Annotated in this window: 15 protein-coding genes and 2 pseudogenes; 10 read left to right on the top strand and 7 right to left on the bottom strand. The window is 39.0% G+C overall.

Annotation, left to right across the window (positions count from 1 at the left end):
* Window positions 1-159: 159 nt before the first annotated feature.
* From pheS to rpsI, 7 genes are all read left to right on the top strand, one after another.
* Entirely contained in the window at window positions 160-1,206 is a 1,047-nt protein-coding gene (pheS, locus tag MK385_RS07065) for a phenylalanine--tRNA ligase subunit alpha (protein WP_000103742.1), read from the top strand.
* On the top strand, window positions 1,206-1,715 hold the full coding sequence (locus MK385_RS07070) for a GNAT family N-acetyltransferase (protein WP_084880072.1): 510 nt from the start codon (window positions 1,206-1,208) through the stop codon (window positions 1,713-1,715). Before pheS ends, MK385_RS07070 begins: the two co-directional genes overlap by 1 nt.
* 75 nt (window positions 1,716-1,790) lie before the next feature.
* The gene (pheT, locus tag MK385_RS07075; protein ID WP_268725662.1) at window positions 1,791-4,196 is read left to right on the top strand and encodes a phenylalanine--tRNA ligase subunit beta; all 2,406 of its coding nucleotides are present in this window, start codon (window positions 1,791-1,793) and stop codon (window positions 4,194-4,196) included.
* Window positions 4,197-4,447: 251 nt separating this feature from the next.
* A complete protein-coding gene (locus MK385_RS07080; RefSeq protein ID WP_268725663.1) occupies window positions 4,448-5,341 on the top strand; it encodes an ABC transporter ATP-binding protein in 894 nt (297 codons plus the stop codon).
* Window positions 5,338-6,537 carry an ABC transporter permease gene (locus tag MK385_RS07085; protein WP_268711054.1) on the top strand — a complete coding sequence of 400 codons (1,200 nt, stop codon included), beginning with the start codon at window positions 5,338-5,340 and terminating at the stop codon, window positions 6,535-6,537. Before MK385_RS07080 ends, MK385_RS07085 begins: the two co-directional genes overlap by 4 nt.
* Before the next feature lie 214 nt (window positions 6,538-6,751).
* The gene (gene rplM / locus MK385_RS07090; protein ID WP_001044624.1) at window positions 6,752-7,198 is read left to right on the top strand and encodes a 50S ribosomal protein L13; all 447 of its coding nucleotides are present in this window, start codon (window positions 6,752-6,754) and stop codon (window positions 7,196-7,198) included.
* Window positions 7,199-7,216: 18 nt separating this feature from the next.
* A complete protein-coding gene (rpsI, locus tag MK385_RS07095; protein ID WP_000075969.1) occupies window positions 7,217-7,609 on the top strand; it encodes a 30S ribosomal protein S9 in 393 nt (130 codons plus the stop codon).
* A gap of 106 nt (window positions 7,610-7,715) precedes the next feature.
* Here rpsI and MK385_RS07100 read toward each other — a convergent pair whose 3' ends face one another.
* The 7 genes and pseudogenes from MK385_RS07100 to MK385_RS07130 all read right to left on the bottom strand — a co-directional run bounded on the left by MK385_RS07100 (window position 7,716) and on the right by MK385_RS07130 (window position 12,675).
* Window positions 7,716-8,933: a site-specific integrase gene (locus tag MK385_RS07100; RefSeq protein ID WP_225750016.1), complete on the bottom strand. Its 1,218-nt coding sequence runs from the start codon at window positions 8,931-8,933 to the stop codon at window positions 7,716-7,718.
* Window positions 8,934-8,999: 66 nt separating this feature from the next.
* Window positions 9,000-9,263 (bottom strand): annotated as a pseudogene (locus MK385_RS07105) (helix-turn-helix domain-containing protein).
* Window positions 9,264-9,276: 13 nt separating this feature from the next.
* Window positions 9,277-9,930, bottom strand: a complete 654-nt coding sequence (locus tag MK385_RS07110) for a replication protein (protein ID WP_268725664.1) — start codon at window positions 9,928-9,930, stop codon at window positions 9,277-9,279.
* Window positions 9,931-10,131: 201 nt separating this feature from the next.
* Window positions 10,132-10,662 (bottom strand): hypothetical protein, encoded by a 531-nt coding sequence (locus MK385_RS07115; protein ID WP_268725665.1) that lies wholly within the window; start codon window positions 10,660-10,662, stop codon window positions 10,132-10,134.
* 72 nt (window positions 10,663-10,734) lie between these two features.
* Window positions 10,735-11,823, bottom strand: coding sequence for an ATP-binding protein (locus MK385_RS07120; protein WP_268725666.1), 1,089 nt, complete (start codon window positions 11,821-11,823; stop codon window positions 10,735-10,737).
* Entirely contained in the window at window positions 11,823-12,083 is a 261-nt protein-coding gene (locus MK385_RS07125; protein ID WP_268725667.1) for a hypothetical protein, read from the bottom strand. The genes MK385_RS07120 and MK385_RS07125 overlap by 1 nt, the downstream gene beginning before the upstream one ends.
* Before the next feature lie 142 nt (window positions 12,084-12,225).
* Window positions 12,226-12,675 (bottom strand): sigma-70 family RNA polymerase sigma factor, encoded by a 450-nt coding sequence (locus MK385_RS07130; RefSeq protein ID WP_268725668.1) that lies wholly within the window; start codon window positions 12,673-12,675, stop codon window positions 12,226-12,228.
* 457 nt (window positions 12,676-13,132) lie between these two features.
* On the opposite strand from MK385_RS07130, the gene MK385_RS07135 reads away from it, so the two are divergent.
* The 3 genes and pseudogenes from MK385_RS07135 (at window position 13,133) to MK385_RS07150 (ending at window position 15,994) form a co-directional block, all read left to right on the top strand.
* Window positions 13,133-13,519 carry a hypothetical protein gene (locus tag MK385_RS07135; protein WP_268725669.1) on the top strand — a complete coding sequence of 129 codons (387 nt, stop codon included), beginning with the start codon at window positions 13,133-13,135 and terminating at the stop codon, window positions 13,517-13,519.
* Between the two features lie 867 nt (window positions 13,520-14,386).
* Window positions 14,387-15,351, top strand: a pseudogene (locus MK385_RS09795) (hypothetical protein).
* 130 nt (window positions 15,352-15,481) lie between these two features.
* Window positions 15,482-15,994 carry a GNAT family N-acetyltransferase gene (locus MK385_RS07150; protein WP_000624246.1) on the top strand — a complete coding sequence of 171 codons (513 nt, stop codon included), beginning with the start codon at window positions 15,482-15,484 and terminating at the stop codon, window positions 15,992-15,994.
* Window positions 15,995-16,008: the final 14 nt, after the last annotated feature.

Raw genomic sequence — 16,008 nt, forward strand, 5'->3', positions numbered from 1 at the left:
AGCTCTCTATATGAAAGCTGGGTGAATTCACTTGCGCATGGATTTAGAAATGAAGGTCTGACTTGTCAGATGAAACGGATGGTACCGCGTGTCAACGCTCCGAGTGGAGTTTTTGGCATGTGGTTTTCTTTTTATCTACGAGCGACTGATGGAGGAATTATGTCAACTATTGAAGAACAATTAAAAGCGCTTCGCGAAGAAACGCTGGCTAGCTTGAAGCAGATTACTGCTGAAAATGAAAAAGAGATGCAAGACTTGCGTGTCTCTGTCCTTGGTAAAAAAGGGTCGCTTACGGAAATCCTCAAAGGGATGAAAGATGTCTCTGCTGAGATGCGCCCAATCATCGGGAAACATGTTAATGAAGCTCGTGATGTTTTGACCGCAGCCTTTGAAGAAACAGCTAAGCTCTTGGAAGAAAAGAAAGTTGCAGCTCAACTGGCTAGCGAGAGTATCGATGTAACGCTTCCAGGCCGCCCTGTTGCGACTGGTCACCGTCATGTTCTCACACAAACAAGTGAAGAAATCGAAGATATTTTCATCGGGATGGGTTACCAAGTCGTGGATGGTTTTGAAGTGGAGCAAGACTACTACAACTTTGAGCGTATGAACCTTCCAAAAGATCACCCAGCCCGTGATATGCAGGACACTTTCTACATCACAGAAGAAATCTTGCTTCGTACTCACACGTCACCAGTTCAGGCACGTGCCATGGATGCTCATGATTTTTCAAAAGGTCCTTTGAAAATGATTTCGCCAGGTCGTGTGTTCCGTCGTGATACGGATGATGCGACCCACAGTCACCAATTCCACCAAATTGAAGGTTTGGTTGTAGGGAAAAACATTTCTATGGCGGACCTGCAAGGAACTCTTCAGTTGATTGTGCAAAAAATGTTTGGTGAAGAGCGTCAGATCCGTCTGCGTCCATCTTACTTCCCATTCACAGAGCCATCTGTTGAGGTGGATGTTTCTTGCTTCAAGTGTGGTGGAGAAGGCTGTAACGTATGTAAGAAAACAGGTTGGATCGAAATTATGGGTGCCGGTATGGTTCACCCACGTGTCCTTGAAATGAGTGGTATCGATGCGACTGTTTACTCTGGATTTGCCTTTGGTCTTGGTCAAGAGCGTGTAGCTATGCTCCGTTATGGAATCAACGATATCCGTGGATTCTACCAAGGCGATATCCGCTTCTCAGAACAGTTTAAATAATGATTAGAAAAGTAGAAAAGGCAGATGTTGGGGTGTTGTCCAAAATTGCCAAACAAACCTTTCGTGAAACATTTGCTCATGATAATACGGAAGAGCAGTTACAGGAATACTTTGAAGAGGCTTATAGTCTGAGAGTTTTGTCAACTGAGTTAGAAAATCCAGAATCCGAAACCTATTTCATTATGCATGAAGAGGAGATAGCTGGTTTTCTCAAAGTCAACTGGGGAAGTGCTCAGACTGAGAGAGAATTAGAGGATGCTTTTGAAATTCAACGCCTCTATGTGCTACAAAAATTCCAAGGATTTGGAATCGGTAAGAAACTGTTTGAATTTGCTCTTGAATTTGCTACCAAAAATAGTTTTTCCTGGACTTGGTTAGGTGTTTGGGAGCATAATACAAAAGCTCAAGCGTTTTATAACCGATATGGTTTTGAGAAATTTAGCCAACATCATTTTATGGTTGGTCAAAAAGTAGATACAGATTGGTTACTGAAAAAGAAATTAAGGTAAGAAGAGAATTCTTCTATTGAAATGATAGGAAAGGAAAAAACTAGAGTGGCAACTGTCATTCTGGAGAACTAAATTATGCTTGTATCTTATAAATGGTTAAAAGAATTGGTGGACATTGATGTGCCATCACAAGAGTTGGCTGAGAAAATGTCAACTACAGGGATCGAGGTCGAAGGTGTCGAATCACCAGCTGCTGGTCTCTCAAAAATTGTCGTCGGTGAGGTTTTGTCTTGCGAAGATGTGCCAGAAACTCACTTGCATGTCTGTCAGGTTAACGTTGGCGAAGAAGAAGCCCGTCAGATTGTTTGTGGTGCACCGAATGTACGTTCTGGGATCAAGGTCATGGTAGCTCTTCCAGGAGCTCGTATTGCTGACAATTACAAGATTAAAAAAGGGAAAATCCGTGGTTTAGAGTCACTTGGAATGATCTGTTCACTTGGTGAATTAGGTATTTCTGACTCGGTTGTACCGAAGGAATTCGCAGATGGTATTCAAATCTTGCCTCAAGATGCAATACCAGGTGAGGAAGTCTTCTCATATCTAGACTTGGATGATGAAATCATCGAACTTTCTATCACACCAAACCGTGCAGACGCTCTATCTATGCGTGGAGTAGCGCACGAAGTGGCAGCCATCTATGACAAGGCAGTTAGCTTTAAAGAATTCAGTTTAACAGAAACAAATGAAGCTGCAGCAGATGCCCTTTCTGTAGGCATTGAGACAGACAAGGCGCCTTACTATGCAGCCCGTATCTTGGACAATGTGACCATCGCACCAAGTCCACAATGGTTGCAAAACCTTCTTATGAACGAAGGGATTCGTCCCATCAATAACGTAGTGGACGTGACCAACTACATTCTGCTCTACTTTGGTCAACCGATGCATGCCTTTGACTTGGATACCTTTGAAGGGACTGACATCCGTGTGCGTGAAGCACGTGCTGGTGAAAAATTGGTGACCTTGGATGGTGAAGAGCGTGACTTGGAAACAAATGACTTAGTCATCACTGTGGCAGACAAGCCAGTTGCCCTTGCAGGTGTCATGGGTGGTCAAACAACAGAAATCTCTGAAAATTCTAGTCGTGTTGTCCTTGAAGCAGCTGTTTTCAATGGTAAATCCATCCGCAAGACTAGCGGACGCCTCAACCTTCGTTCGGAATCATCTTCTCGCTTTGAAAAAGGGATCAACGTGGCAACTGTTAACGAAGCCCTTGAAGCGGCGGCTAGCATGATTGCTGATCTTGCAGGTGCGACTGTGCGTAAGGGTATCGTTTCGGCAGGCCAGCTTGATACTTCTGATGTGGAAGTTTCTTCGACTCTGGCTGACGTCAACCGCGTCCTTGGTACAGAACTTTCCTATGCTGATGTGGAAGATGTCTTCCGTCGTCTTGGCTTTGGCCTTTCTGGCAATGCAGAAAGCTTTACAGTCAGCGTACCCCGTCGTCGTTGGGATATCACTATCGAAGCTGACCTCTTTGAAGAAATCGCCCGTATCTATGGTTATGATCGCTTGCCAACTAGTCTTCCAAAAGATGATGGTACAGCTGGTGAATTGACTGCGACACAAAAATTGCGCCGTCAAGTTCGTACCATCGCTGAAGGAGCAGGTTTGACAGAAATCATTACCTACGCTCTGACAACGCCTGAAAAAGCAGTTGAGTTTACAGCTCAACCAAGTAACCTTACAGAACTCATGTGGCCAATGACTGTGGACCGTTCTGTCCTTCGTCAAAATATGGTCTCAGGTATTTTGGATACGGTGGCCTACAACGTGGCTCGTAAGAACAAAAACTTGGCTCTTTACGAGATTGGAAAAGTCTTTGAACAAACAGGCAATCCAAAAGAAGATCTACCAAATGAGATTAATAGCTTTGCCTTTGCCTTAACCGGCTTGGTTGCTGAAAAAGATTTCCAAACGGCAGCAGTTCCAGTTGATTTCTTCTATGCTAAGGGAATCCTTGAAGCCCTCTTTACTCGCTTGGGACTAGAAGTGACCTATGCAGCAACAGCTGAGATTGCAAGTCTCCACCCAGGACGTACGGCCGTGATTTCACTCGGCGACCAAGTTCTTGGTTTCCTTGGCCAAGTGCATCCGGTCACTGCCAAGGCTTATGATATTCCAGAAACGTATGTAGCGGAGCTCAACCTTTCAGCCATTGAAGCTGCCCTTCAACCAGCTGCTCCATTTGTGGAAATCACCAAATTCCCAGCAGTCAGTCGTGACGTGGCTCTACTCCTCAAGGCAGAAGTCACTCATCAAGAAGTTGTAGACGCTATCCAAGCTGCAGGCGTGAAACGTTTGACAGATATCAAACTCTTTGACGTCTTCTCAGGCGAAAAACTGGGACTTGGCATGAAGTCAATGGCCTATAGCTTGACCTTCCAAAATCCAGAAGATAGCTTGACAGACGAAGAAGTCGCACGCTACATGGAAAAAATTCAAGCATCACTCGAAGAAAAAGTGAATGCAGAAGTGCGTTAATAGTCTAAAATCCATCCTTCGGGGTGGATTTTTAGTTTCAAAAGGACAGTTCAGAAGAGAAAAGCGATAGTTGAGGAGGAAGCCATCTCAGAAAGTCTTTAATGAGTTATACTAAAGCTATCACTGAAGTACTTAAAATTTATTAGAGATAGGATACTTTTGCTACTTATAATCCGATAAAATGGACATAAATCGTTGTAAAGGCTATCAAAAAGGAGTATAATAAGTGCAACATATCTCGGAGGTGGAAAATGTTAGAAGTAAGAAATCTAGAGAAAAGTTTCGGTCCCAAGCAAGTCTTGTTTGGTGTCGATTTTCAGGCAAGTCCAGGAAGGATTCTGGGCTTGGTCGGGAAGAATGGTGCTGGGAAAACAACGATTTTCCACAGTATGTTGAAATTTTTAGAGTATCAAGGAGAGATCAGTCTGGATGGGCGGGAGATTCGTCAGGAAACCTACGCTCGGATTGGCTATCTGCCTGAGGAACGTAGCCTCATGCCCAAGTTGACAGTTCTTGAGCAAGTTCGTTACTTGGCGACTCTAAAAGGCATGGATGCTAAAGAAGTCAAGGAAAAACTCCCTCAATGGATGGAGAAATTGGAAGTGAAGGGGAAATTGACCGACAAAATCAAGAGCCTCTCCAAAGGGAATCAGCAGAAAATTCAGCTGATTATCACCCTAATCCATGAGCCAGACTTGATTATCCTAGATGAGCCTTTTAGTGGTTTGGACCCAGTCAATACTGAGTTGCTCAAACAAGTCATCTTGAAAGAGAAAGAGCGTGGTGCAATCATTATCTTTTCTGACCATGTCATGACCAATGTCGAGGAGCTTTGCGATGATATCCTGATGATTCGTGATGGGCGTGTGGTCTTGCATGGACCAGTTCAGGATGTTCGCAATCAATACGGGAAAACACGTCTTTTTGTTTCAAGTGAACGAAGCAAGGAAGAATTGGAAAGTCTTCCTCATGTCAAACAGGTGAGCTTGACCAAGCAAGGTAGTTGGAAATTGATCCTAGATGATGAAAGTGCTGGAAGGGAACTCTTCCCAATCCTCACTCAAGGTCAATATATTGCGACCTTTGACCAACAGGCTCCAACAATCGATGAAATCTTTAAACTAGAATCAGGGGTGGAAGTATGAGAAATATGTGGGTTGTAATGAAGGAAACCTATCTTCGACATGTCAAGTCGTGGAGTTTCTTCTTTATGGTGATTTCGCCGTTCTTTTTTATCGCTCTAACTGGAGGAATTAGCTATCTCCAAGGGTCTTCTATGGCCAAGAATAGCAAGATAGCAGTAGTAACAACGGTGCCATCTGTAGAAGAAGGGCTCAAGGGTACCAATGGTATCAACTTTGATTATAAGGATGAAGCCAGTGCCCAGGCTGCTATCAAGGATGAGAAAATCAAGGGTTACCTAACCATTGACCAAGAGGACAGCGTCCTCAAGGCCGTCTATCATGGTGAAACTTCTCTTGAAACAGGCATCAAACTAGCGGTAACCAATAAGCTAAACGAACTGCAATACCAACTCAATCGTTCGTCAGCTAATTTGTCTCAAGAACAGGAAAAACGCCTGAGTCAAACCGTTGATTTTACTGAGAAAATTGATGAATCTAAGGAAAACAAAAAAATTGTTCAAACCATTGCGGCCGCAGGGCTTGGCTTCTTCCTTTATATGATTTTGATTACCTATGCTAGTGTCACTGCTCAGGAAGTGGCTAGCGAGAAAGGAACCAAAATCATGGAGGTGGTCTTCTCTAGTATCCGAGCAAGTCATTATTTCTACGCTCGCATGCTGGCTCTGCTTCTTGTGATTTTGACTCATATTGGCATTTACGTCGTGGGTGGACTTGCTGCCATTCTGCTCTTTAAAGACATCCCTATCTTGGCACAATCTGGAATTTTAAATCATCTAGGAGAGGCCTTCTCGCTCAATACCTTATTGTTTGTCTTGGTTAGTCTCTTTATGTACGTTGTTTTAGCAGCCTTCCTAGGCTCTATGGTTTCTCGCCCTGAGGATTCAGGAAAGGCCTTGTCGCCATTGATGATCTTGATTATAGCAGGATTTGTCGGTGTGACCTCTCTAGGTGCTGCTGGGGACAATTTAGTTCTGAAAATTGGTTCCTATATTCCTTTCATCTCGACCTTCTTTATGCCGTTTAGAGCTATAAATGGGTATGCGAGTGATTTAGAAGCCTGGATTTCACTTGCCATAACGGTTGTTTTTGCGGTCACTGCAACAGCCTTTATCGGACGCATGTATGCTAGTCTAGTCCTTCAAACAGATGATTTGGGAATCTGGAAAACCTTTAAACGTGCCTTAGCTTATAAATAGCAATAGAAACCTCGTTTTCACGAGGTTTTTGTGATATTTTAAAGGTCAAATCGGGAAAATTATTTTTCATATCTATTGACTTTTAGTAGTGAAATTTGGTATGATAGTAGACGGTATTGTTTACCCCATTTGTAAGGCCCCGGAACCTTTCAAATACCCCGCGGACCGGAACATCCGCCCTGTAAACAAAAACGATATTCATATAGGAGAAATCATGAACAAAACTACATTCATGGCTAAACCAGGCCAAGTAGAACGCAAATGGTACGTTGTTGACGCAACTGATGTACCTCTTGGACGCCTTTCAGCAGTTGTTGCTAGCGTACTTCGCGGAAAAAACAAACCAACATTCACACCACACACTGATACAGGTGACTTCGTAATCGTTATCAATGCTGAAAAAGTTAAATTGACTGGTAAAAAAGCAACTGATAAGATCTACTACACTCACTCAAACCACCCAGGTGGATTGAAACAAATCTCTGCTGGTGAACTTCGTTCTAAAAACGCAGTACGTTTGATTGAAAAATCAGTTAAAGGTATGCTTCCACACAATACTCTTGGCCGTGCTCAAGGTATGAAATTGAAAGTATTCGTTGGAGCTGAGCACACTCACGCTGCACAACAACCAGAAGTTCTTGATATTTCAGGACTTATCTAAGGAAAGGAACAATAAAGTATGTCACAAGCACAATATGCAGGTACTGGACGTCGTAAAAACGCTGTTGCACGCGTTCGCCTTGTTCCAGGAACTGGTAAAATCACTGTTAACAAAAAAGATGTTGAAGAGTACATCCCACACGCTGACCTTCGTCTTGTTATCAACCAACCATTCGCAGTTACTTCAACTGTAGGTTCATACGACGTTTTCGTTAACGTTGTAGGTGGTGGATACGCTGGTCAAGCAGGAGCTATCCGTCACGGTATCGCTCGTGCCCTTCTTCAAGTAGACCCAGACTTCCGCGACTCATTGAAACGCGCAGGACTTCTTACACGTGACTCACGTAAAGTTGAGCGTAAGAAACCAGGTCTTAAGAAAGCTCGTAAAGCATCACAATTCTCAAAACGTTAATCAATACGATTATATCAACGTTTCAAAGCACTCAAGAGTTTACCTCATGGGTGCTTTTTTTATGTTTTTTGAAAAAGTTCACCTCAAAGTTCACCTTATTTTAACCTTATTGTTTTAGAGACTTTAAGGCAAATTCACCGACTGCCATAGGGACTACATTAGAAGTATTGACATAAATCTGTGTTGTACCTGTGTCGCTATGTGTTAGAGCTTCGGAAATAGCTTCTAAGCTCATTCCTGCCTGTTTAGCGAGTGTTGCTCCCGTATGACGTAGTTTATGTGGTGTAGCGTGTGTAAGCTCTGGGTGTCGCTTTCTGATAGTTTTCATCTTATTATTGAGATAGTCAGAGTGTAAAGGTTTATTGATATATCCTCTGGTATCTATGTAAGTGAAGATGAATTGTTCTGGATTAGTGATGATACCAAACTTTGCTAGTTCATATTTTTGTTGTTTTTTCCATAAGGTTAGAAGTTGAAGCAAGTCGCTAGAAATAGAAAAGATAGTTTTTTTATTTCCTTTGGTAGATTTTACTTGTCCATATCTATCTAAAGCCTGAATTAACTGAATCTGAGATTTTGAAAAGTCGATATGTTTCCACTGGAGAGCATATGTTTCTGATTTTCTATCTCCAAGGAAAAAAGTGAGATAGAAAAGGACGTAATCTTTGAGTGATATTTTATCGTTTTCTAAATCTTCTTTAAAAGCTGAGAACCATTCTTGGAGTTGCTCATGAGTTAAATATAAATCTTCATCACGTTTTGATTCTGCAAGTTGAATTTTTTTAACAGCCTTAATTCGTCTTAAAGTTTTTGCAACTCTATTTGCTTCAATATATTCAAGTTCTTCTGCCCAATCAAAAATAGAAATAACGTAACTTCGTAAAGTTTTGAAGTTGGCATATTCGTTGGCTTTTGCCGTCATCAAATTTAGAATAACCTGTTTATTTTGGTTTAAAAATTGAATCGTATAGTTGCCAAGAAGTGGTAGTATATGCTTTTCAAAACATGTTTTGGTATTAGCAATTGTTGACCTGCTTGGTGGCTTAGAAGTTGATGTAGTTTGTCCTGCTTTATAGGATTCCCACCAAATATTATTATAGAAGTCTGAGAAAAGAATATCTTCTTTTCCTAGTCCCGAAAACGCATTGTCTTCAATTTGGTTTAACTTCGTGAGTAAGTCTATCTCTGCTTGTCGTGCCTCCTTTCTTGTTTTGAATCGTTTATCGTAGTAGTTGTTGCTGACGATTCCAAGTGGCATTCGAGCTTCTATTGGAATGTAGATTTTTAAACGATAAGTACCATTTTTTGTTTTAGTGATAGTCATGATATTCTCCTTGTGTATCGAACCAGAAAATATCATGACTATTATAAAACAAAAATCTTGATATTTCTAGTTATGTGAGTTTAGCCATTGGTCGATAGCGTCTTTATGGAATCGAATCGTTTTACCGATTTTGATTTTGGGTAGGCCTTTTACAATCCAAGAATCCAGTGTATTGTTTGATATACCTAAATAGTTACAAGCTTATTGCTTGTTCAAATAGGGGCTATCGATACCGCTCTTGTCTAATTGCTCTCTGATTTCTTTATTTATAAGATTAGAGAGTAAAAGTTGAATTTGATGAATTTGATCATCTGGTAAGATTACTTGCATAGCTTTTCCTCCATTATACTTCTATTGAAGTAGTGCTTGATATGACGTCACTAGTTTCATTAGGAGTATTCGTCAAAGAATTTTCTGATGAAGTTATTTTGCTTTTGTCTGTGCTATACCTTCGTGAATCTAAATACTTAGCAAAAAAGTAAGTTTTATCTACGATAAGCCTTAATAAGATCGGATTTTCTTCTCTCGCATATCTAACCAGATGATTAAACTCTGTGAAATTCTTCTTGTCTATCACGTCAATAATAGTTGATAGAAAATCATCGTTGTTATTGTTTATGAGGAATTTGTCTAATTCAAATCCGCATCCTATTTCTATATCATCAATTTTGTATGGAGTCTTTTCAGGATTCTCCGCATGAACAAAGTAGTCATACATCCCCTTAGGAGACATAATAGGCTCTACATGAGCAGGTCCCTTTAATTTATCCTTGATGAGTTCAGATACTTGATTATAGCTTTTAAGCGAATCAAAGAAAAAGGCTCCATGCTTATGAGCTTTCTTAAGTTCCCCTGTTTTTCGATTGATATCTCTATCATGCCAAGGTGATAAGATAAAGGGGATATGAAAACCTTCAAGGATTTCCAAATAGTTTTCTGGGGCGCTCTCTCTGTAGAAAAGAAAAGCCCATTTATTAGAACGTTGTTCTTTTGCCATATTCAATATGTCTCGCTTTCAAATTGTATTTCTATCTATAAGGAGATTTAGAGGGGTGTCTTCGGAAGGTGGGACACGCTTTATTTGATATTTTTGTGATTATTGATTATTGGACTAACGGGGTCGTAGTAACCCGTTAGTCCATATACCAAGCAGAAGGGCGCTTTGGCGCTCACTTCGTGCGCCAAAGCGCCCTTCCAATCAATTGCGTCTTGTTCCGATAAAGTAGAAGGCCATACCCTTTCTTTCAGGCCGTGAAAAATAATAGTCTGGATTGCGACTAGAAACTTCTTCACTGATGATTGTTTCCAAATCCTTTAAGATTTTAATGGCTTGTTGGGATTTGGGGACAGGAATAATCAAGCTTGCGCTTCCTTCTCTTATATCTACAACCACTTTCTGAATTGCTTTATTGAACTGTTTATTGACAGGACTGTATCTTTTTACATTCCCTTGCTCGCTTGTGCTTACAGATTCTGAGTGTTCTCTTTGAATAAGAAAAAGGCGAAGTGAAAAGGTCTGTATGATGGACTTAAAGAGGTTAGATACTCTATCTTCTCTCTGTCGTATCTTAATTTCATAGCCAAATAATCCAAAGAATAAGAGAAGGGACAAGAAAGAGATAGATGAGCTGATAAAGTGAAGCAAGTGCAGGAAATCAAACAGAGATGTGAAATAAATACTGTTTTCCAAGGGATTCATTCCAAGCCTCAATAAGATTGAAATAAGCATAGATAGGATTCCTATTATAAAAAGGGTGGTTGCTGGATGAATGGTTTTTTGAAAATTCGTTTTTATCATAGTCTATAAAATTCCTTTCTTAGTGTAATAGGTGGGGCAGAGGAGGGGGAGAACTTGATAAGGATGTTCGTTATCAATGATTTGAATTAAGCCAGTTCCTTTGCCAATTGGAATAACAATGCCTTCTGGGTCAAGGTCGGGAAACAAAAATTGTGTGGTCTTTTTATTAATGTTTCCAATTTGTATAAGAACGTTTAATTGTTCTCGAACAGAAACTGGTATGGTAGTATGATCAAAGCGTTGACTGACTAGAAGTAAATGAACTCGTGTGGCTCGTCCCAGTAACGCGATTTGAGACAATAAAGAGAAGAAGGAATCTTTGATGGTTTTATTGACCCCTTCAGACAAGGCAAGGACTTCATCAATAACTATTGTCAGATGTTTAAAGTCGTGCCTAGGGTTTTCAAACAAGATGGCTTGCCTTTTATGGATGATGGTCAGACACTTGCTTAAGCTTTCATTGATTTCTGACACAAAATCAGACTTAGAGCGGTTTTCATGGGGATGAATAACGGGAATTTGGTATTCTCTTGCCCAGCGTGAAGGAGTATCGAATTTTGGGTCAACGATAATCAAATCAGAAATATTTTTTAGTACGCTTAACAAATACGTCAAAGCATAACTTTTTCCACTACCTGAATTTCCAGCAATCGCGATAGATGTTACCTTATCATAGTTAATGACTAGATTCTTCATTACAGGAATATCATTCCCCCTTAAAGATGATGTGAATTGCTCAAGGTTAGAAATGATAAGACGTTCAGAAATTCCCTTTTGCCATGGATAGAACAGTCCACGTTGAACATGAATATCATCTGTTTTCAACGCAACAAAGAAAGCAGAATTTTGCTTTATCAAAGTATATTGTGGATATAGGGAGGCATTTGCGATTAGAAAAATCTTCTGATATAAGTCATCATCAATAATAAAGCCAGATGGAAGACGTGGAATGAAAATAAATCCATCTTCTTTTACTGAGATATCGAATGAGTTGGTATAAGATGTTTCACCTTTAAGAACAGAGCCTAAACCCATGTTCAGACTCTGTAAAAGATATTGTTCCAACTCTCTTTTTGTGAGAGAATGAGCCATTATTTCACCTCTTTCACCCCATCTGCTTTGAAGTAAACATTATAGTTCACTTCACATGCCATTAGATTTTCAAAGGAAACCAAAGACAGATAGTCTGGTAGGTCAGGTGCTTCTGAAAATTTAACTTGGAAAGGCGGGAGCCCTTTTTGTCTGAACCAAGCCTTATAAGCAACAATTTCACCGGTTGGCTTTCCATCCTCGAATTTTTGTTGTGGCTCAAGCTCATCACTGAGCAAGTGAATAGGTGCTTGAAGATTCACGTATTGTTATGCTGTTTGATTTGAGTATCCGCCTTTGCGGTTTTGTGGTTTGATTTTCATATGGTTTTACCTTTCTATATGAAGATTAAAAATTGAAAAGGGACAAGCTCGGTTTCATGTCATGAGCTGGACAGTTTTTTATTTATTCTTCAAGTTTTTCCCTCAGAAGTTTGAGTGATTTTTCTAGCCTTCTTTTGACTGTTTTGTCACTGAGGTGAACTTCTTTAGCTAATTGAGTGAACTTCTTATCTTCAAAGAAGTAACCAAAGATAATGGTTTGTTCGATGTCGTCGAACTCGTCAATTGTCTGATAGATAATCTTCATATCTTCTTCATAAATGAGTGATTCAAGAGGATTGGAGTGTCTGGAATTGTCAGGTAGAAAGTCAAGCATTTCTTTCTTCTTATAGGTGAAATTGATGCTGAGTTTTCCATGATACCTGTCTTTCCTTTCTGCGTTATCAAATGGTAATGATAAAAGATGGACAACTCTTTTCCAGTCGCCACGTTCAGCCGCTTCCTTAATTTCTTTTTCTCTTCGGATAGCGACCTTGTCAGGTTTGGGTTGTTTTGAGTTCTGTTTTTTTGTCATAATTCTTTACCTTTCTTTTGGACAAAATAGTGAATTGGCTCTTGCTCGGTTTAGTGTCATGAGCTGGACAGTTGTTCTTATTTATAAGGAGATTTTTTGGGGTGTCGTCGGACAAAAAAGTGAAAAAAGTTTAGAAAAATAAAAAATCCCCCACAGCACTTGTGGGGGAGGGAAGATAGGGTGGATTTGTAACAGAAATTTAACTTGACAGAATCTTGATTTTGGAGTATAATTCCCTTTAGGGAATAAACAATTGAAAATAAATTTTTATGAATAAATTGGTGTTTGAGGTGAAACCTCATTTTAAAAAGATTCGTGTACACGAATCTTAATTTATAAAATAAAAAATAGCTTTGGCTTTGCAATGCGACGTCAACGCAAACACTAAAATATATAAAATCTATCTAGTCGAAAGCTAGATAGATTTTTACAATATAAAGTTTTTAAGGAGGGAAATATGGAAAATATAAGTTATGAAAGCTATTTAAAGTGTAAAGATACTCTCTCTTTTGAATATTGTCAAAAAATTCATCAAGCAATTTTACTTGAGTTGGGAACTGAACCAGATATTTTAGAAATATGGCATGATTTTCTAAAAGCAAGTATGGATTACGCTTATACCCGCAGTCAGTGGTTGTTATGGGAAAGTGCTGAACGTAGAGAAAAAGATGAAGATCGCACAGCTCAACATGAAATAGTTATATATAATTTTAAGCTACTTAGTCGTAATATGGAGCAGTCGAGTGAAGTAGTAAACTACCTAAAAGAAATAGAAAATAATCGAAAACAAGTTGGAGATTTTGCATCATATATTGCTTATATCTATGCAATCAATGCAAGATAAAAAATATCTACTTAATATTCCCTTATAAGTTATTTCTAACTTTTTCTTCATCTTCATTGAGTGTGAATATACAAAAAGAGGAGCTTCCAAATGAAGCCCCTCTTGCTTTTTATTATCCGAATCAAAAATTATTTCAAACAAAGGTAGTGATTCGGTTGATTTATATTGCAATGTATTGAAATTTAAAATTTCAAGAATCGCTTAAAATCAAGGTTTCTCACGTCTGTTGACGTGTAGTGATTCCTTATTTCACTTCAGTAAATCCAAATAAGGGAAACTTTTGATATTCTGGTTCGATTTTTGATTATTTTTGATGAAAGTTTACCTTATTTTAATGAAACTGATTGAAATTAGTTGAAATTTTATTTTTTGAAAACTTATGAAAACTTTGATTTTAAAGCACTTTGAAATTAGATGAAATAAGTGATGCTCCAACCAGGTCTTAAGAAAGCTCGTAAAGCATCACAATTTAGTAAACGTTAATTCGAGAGAATTACTATACTTACAGAGAGCACCTTTCGAGGTGTTCTTTTTTTATACTTTCTTACTAAATTGGTGCAATTGACACAGTTGTTGCGACTTTAGTCGCTTACAAATGTGGCTGCAATCTGACAAAGTCAGTTGCCTCAAAACCTTAATCAATACGATATTATCAACGTTTCAAAGCACTTCATGGTTCACACCATGGGGTGTTTTTGCTTCTCTCGTCTTCTCACGGCATTACCCATGTGGTATAATGAGACAAGGATTGTTCCTCATTTCAGACGAGTTTATGGAATTCAGGATAAGTTAGCAGGTGAGACGAGTATTTCTGTCAGCTTCCTATACACCTGTTAACAACTGTCCAAAGTAAAAGAAGATTGTAGATTGGTTTTATTGGTATTAGGGATTTTGGGTTTGCTCATTCTAATCTTAAAAAGGAAACAGAAAACTGCTAAAAAATCTGAAGGAAACGCCAAGAAAAGAAATTGGCTATTAATAGGTTGCTTATCCATAGTAATTCCAATGGTAATCTTCACAGTGTTCAGTCCGATTTTTTCTCTAATGGATATGTGGGGGCTATTTGCCCATGCAAGTCAAACTGAGCTTGAGCAAGCTGTGCATCGTTCTTATCAAAATTACGGTCTTACAGGACAGTTTGAGTTAGAAAAATACGAGAAAAACTGTACAAGTGTAGGAGGATTTATAATCCATGGTATCTATAGTGAAAATATAGCCGGAAAAACCTATGAGGTTAAAACTCGATTTAAATACTATACTCGTTTTTCGGAAAATAAAACATATAGAAAGACAGATGCAGAGGTTGATTACAAAAATGATAAAAAATTTATAATGTTTTCCCAGAATTAGCCTATTTAGGGATTGAAGTTAGTCCAGGCACCAACGAATTCTTAAAAACGCTGGACAGTTCAATCAAAGATCCTCAACTGCCTGATTTGAAGTATCAAGGTATTGGTTTTGAATTTAATAACCAATCTGATAATATCTATCTTTATAATGAAATATTAGAGGAAAATCAAAGCAAGGGCCAAGCACTGCAAGGAATGTATCCCATGGATGCTCAATATTTTTTTCAAAAAGAGATTTTTATACCGACATTTGAATTTCAGTATTTCGTTCCAAAAGAAAAAAGAGATCTCTTGTATGATGACTATCTTAAAGAGCTTGAGACGCTCATGAAGGAATTTTTTGCCAACCAACCCTTACCAAGAGGTCTTTATGCTGTAAAGATTGCTAAATATAAAGAGGATAAACTTGTCAATGATAGTGGTGTATACTATGTGAGGATTGAAAATCGTCAAGTTGTAAAGCTGTTGCAAAAATTAGAGTAGGAGCCGCTAGGGCTAGGTCGGTCTAACGATATTTTTACTAAGAAGAGAAGATTTGTCAGTTTATCCAACATTTTAGCTGGAGTCAACATACAAAAATTTGAGTGTGGATAATGAAGGGGGAGGCTTTGAAATGATTAGTTTAGAGCTGTTGTCTGAGGAAAATAGTCTAGACGTTTATTCTTTTGAAAAAGAAAATCGAGAGTATTTTGAACGAAATTTACCTCCTAGACCAGCTAACTATTTTGATTTAGAAGGTTTTAAAGAAATCACGAGGGAATTGTTAACAGAACAAACGAATCGGAATGTCTACATGCATCTTATCAGAGATTCGCAAGGTATGATGGTCGGGAGAATCAATTTAAGTGTTTTAGAGAATGATCGAACAACAGCAGAGCTTGGGTATAGGATTGGGGAAAATGTTAGGAACTTAGGCTATGCTAGCGAAGCGGTTAAACTCGTTTTAGACAAGGCCTTCATGACTTATGGTTTCAATAGAATCATTGCAGGAACGGCAACGGGTAATCTAGCCTCTCAGAGGGTGCTTATAAAAAATGGCTTCACCTTTAGTAGGATGATAGAAAATGACTTATACATTCATAATGAGTGGGTTCATACAGCAATATTTGAGATAAGGAGGTCATAATATCATCATTTCCA

It is taken from the genome of Streptococcus oralis (assembly GCF_026782125.1).
In the GTDB taxonomy this organism is placed as follows: Bacteria; Bacillota; Bacilli; order Lactobacillales; family Streptococcaceae; genus Streptococcus; species Streptococcus oralis_CE.

Bases quoted from the DNA above. Each gene is read 5' to 3' on its own strand.
- MK385_RS07085 (WP_268711054.1), top strand. From the start codon at position 5,338: ATGAGAAATATGTGGGTTGTAATGAAGGAAACCTATCTTCGACATGTC.
- MK385_RS07135 (WP_268725669.1), top strand. From the start codon at position 13,133: ATGGAAAATATAAGTTATGAAAGCTATTTAAAGTGTAAAGATACTCTC.
- MK385_RS07120 (WP_268725666.1), bottom strand. From the start codon at position 11,823: ATGGCTCATTCTCTCACAAAAAGAGAGTTGGAACAATATCTTTTACAG.
- MK385_RS07110 (WP_268725664.1), bottom strand. From the start codon at position 9,930: ATGGCAAAAGAACAACGTTCTAATAAATGGGCTTTTCTTTTCTACAGA.
- MK385_RS07070 (WP_084880072.1), top strand. From the start codon at position 1,206: ATGATTAGAAAAGTAGAAAAGGCAGATGTTGGGGTGTTGTCCAAAATT.
- pheT (WP_268725662.1), top strand. From the start codon at position 1,791: ATGCTTGTATCTTATAAATGGTTAAAAGAATTGGTGGACATTGATGTG.
- rplM (WP_001044624.1), top strand. From the start codon at position 6,752: ATGAACAAAACTACATTCATGGCTAAACCAGGCCAAGTAGAACGCAAA.
- MK385_RS07100 (WP_225750016.1), bottom strand. From the start codon at position 8,933: ATGACTATCACTAAAACAAAAAATGGTACTTATCGTTTAAAAATCTAC.
- MK385_RS07150 (WP_000624246.1), top strand. From the start codon at position 15,482: ATGATTAGTTTAGAGCTGTTGTCTGAGGAAAATAGTCTAGACGTTTAT.
- rpsI (WP_000075969.1), top strand. From the start codon at position 7,217: ATGTCACAAGCACAATATGCAGGTACTGGACGTCGTAAAAACGCTGTT.
- pheS (WP_000103742.1), top strand. From the start codon at position 160: ATGTCAACTATTGAAGAACAATTAAAAGCGCTTCGCGAAGAAACGCTG.
- MK385_RS07115 (WP_268725665.1), bottom strand. From the start codon at position 10,662: ATGCTTATTTCAATCTTATTGAGGCTTGGAATGAATCCCTTGGAAAAC.
- MK385_RS07130 (WP_268725668.1), bottom strand. From the start codon at position 12,675: ATGACAAAAAAACAGAACTCAAAACAACCCAAACCTGACAAGGTCGCT.
- MK385_RS07080 (WP_268725663.1), top strand. From the start codon at position 4,448: ATGTTAGAAGTAAGAAATCTAGAGAAAAGTTTCGGTCCCAAGCAAGTC.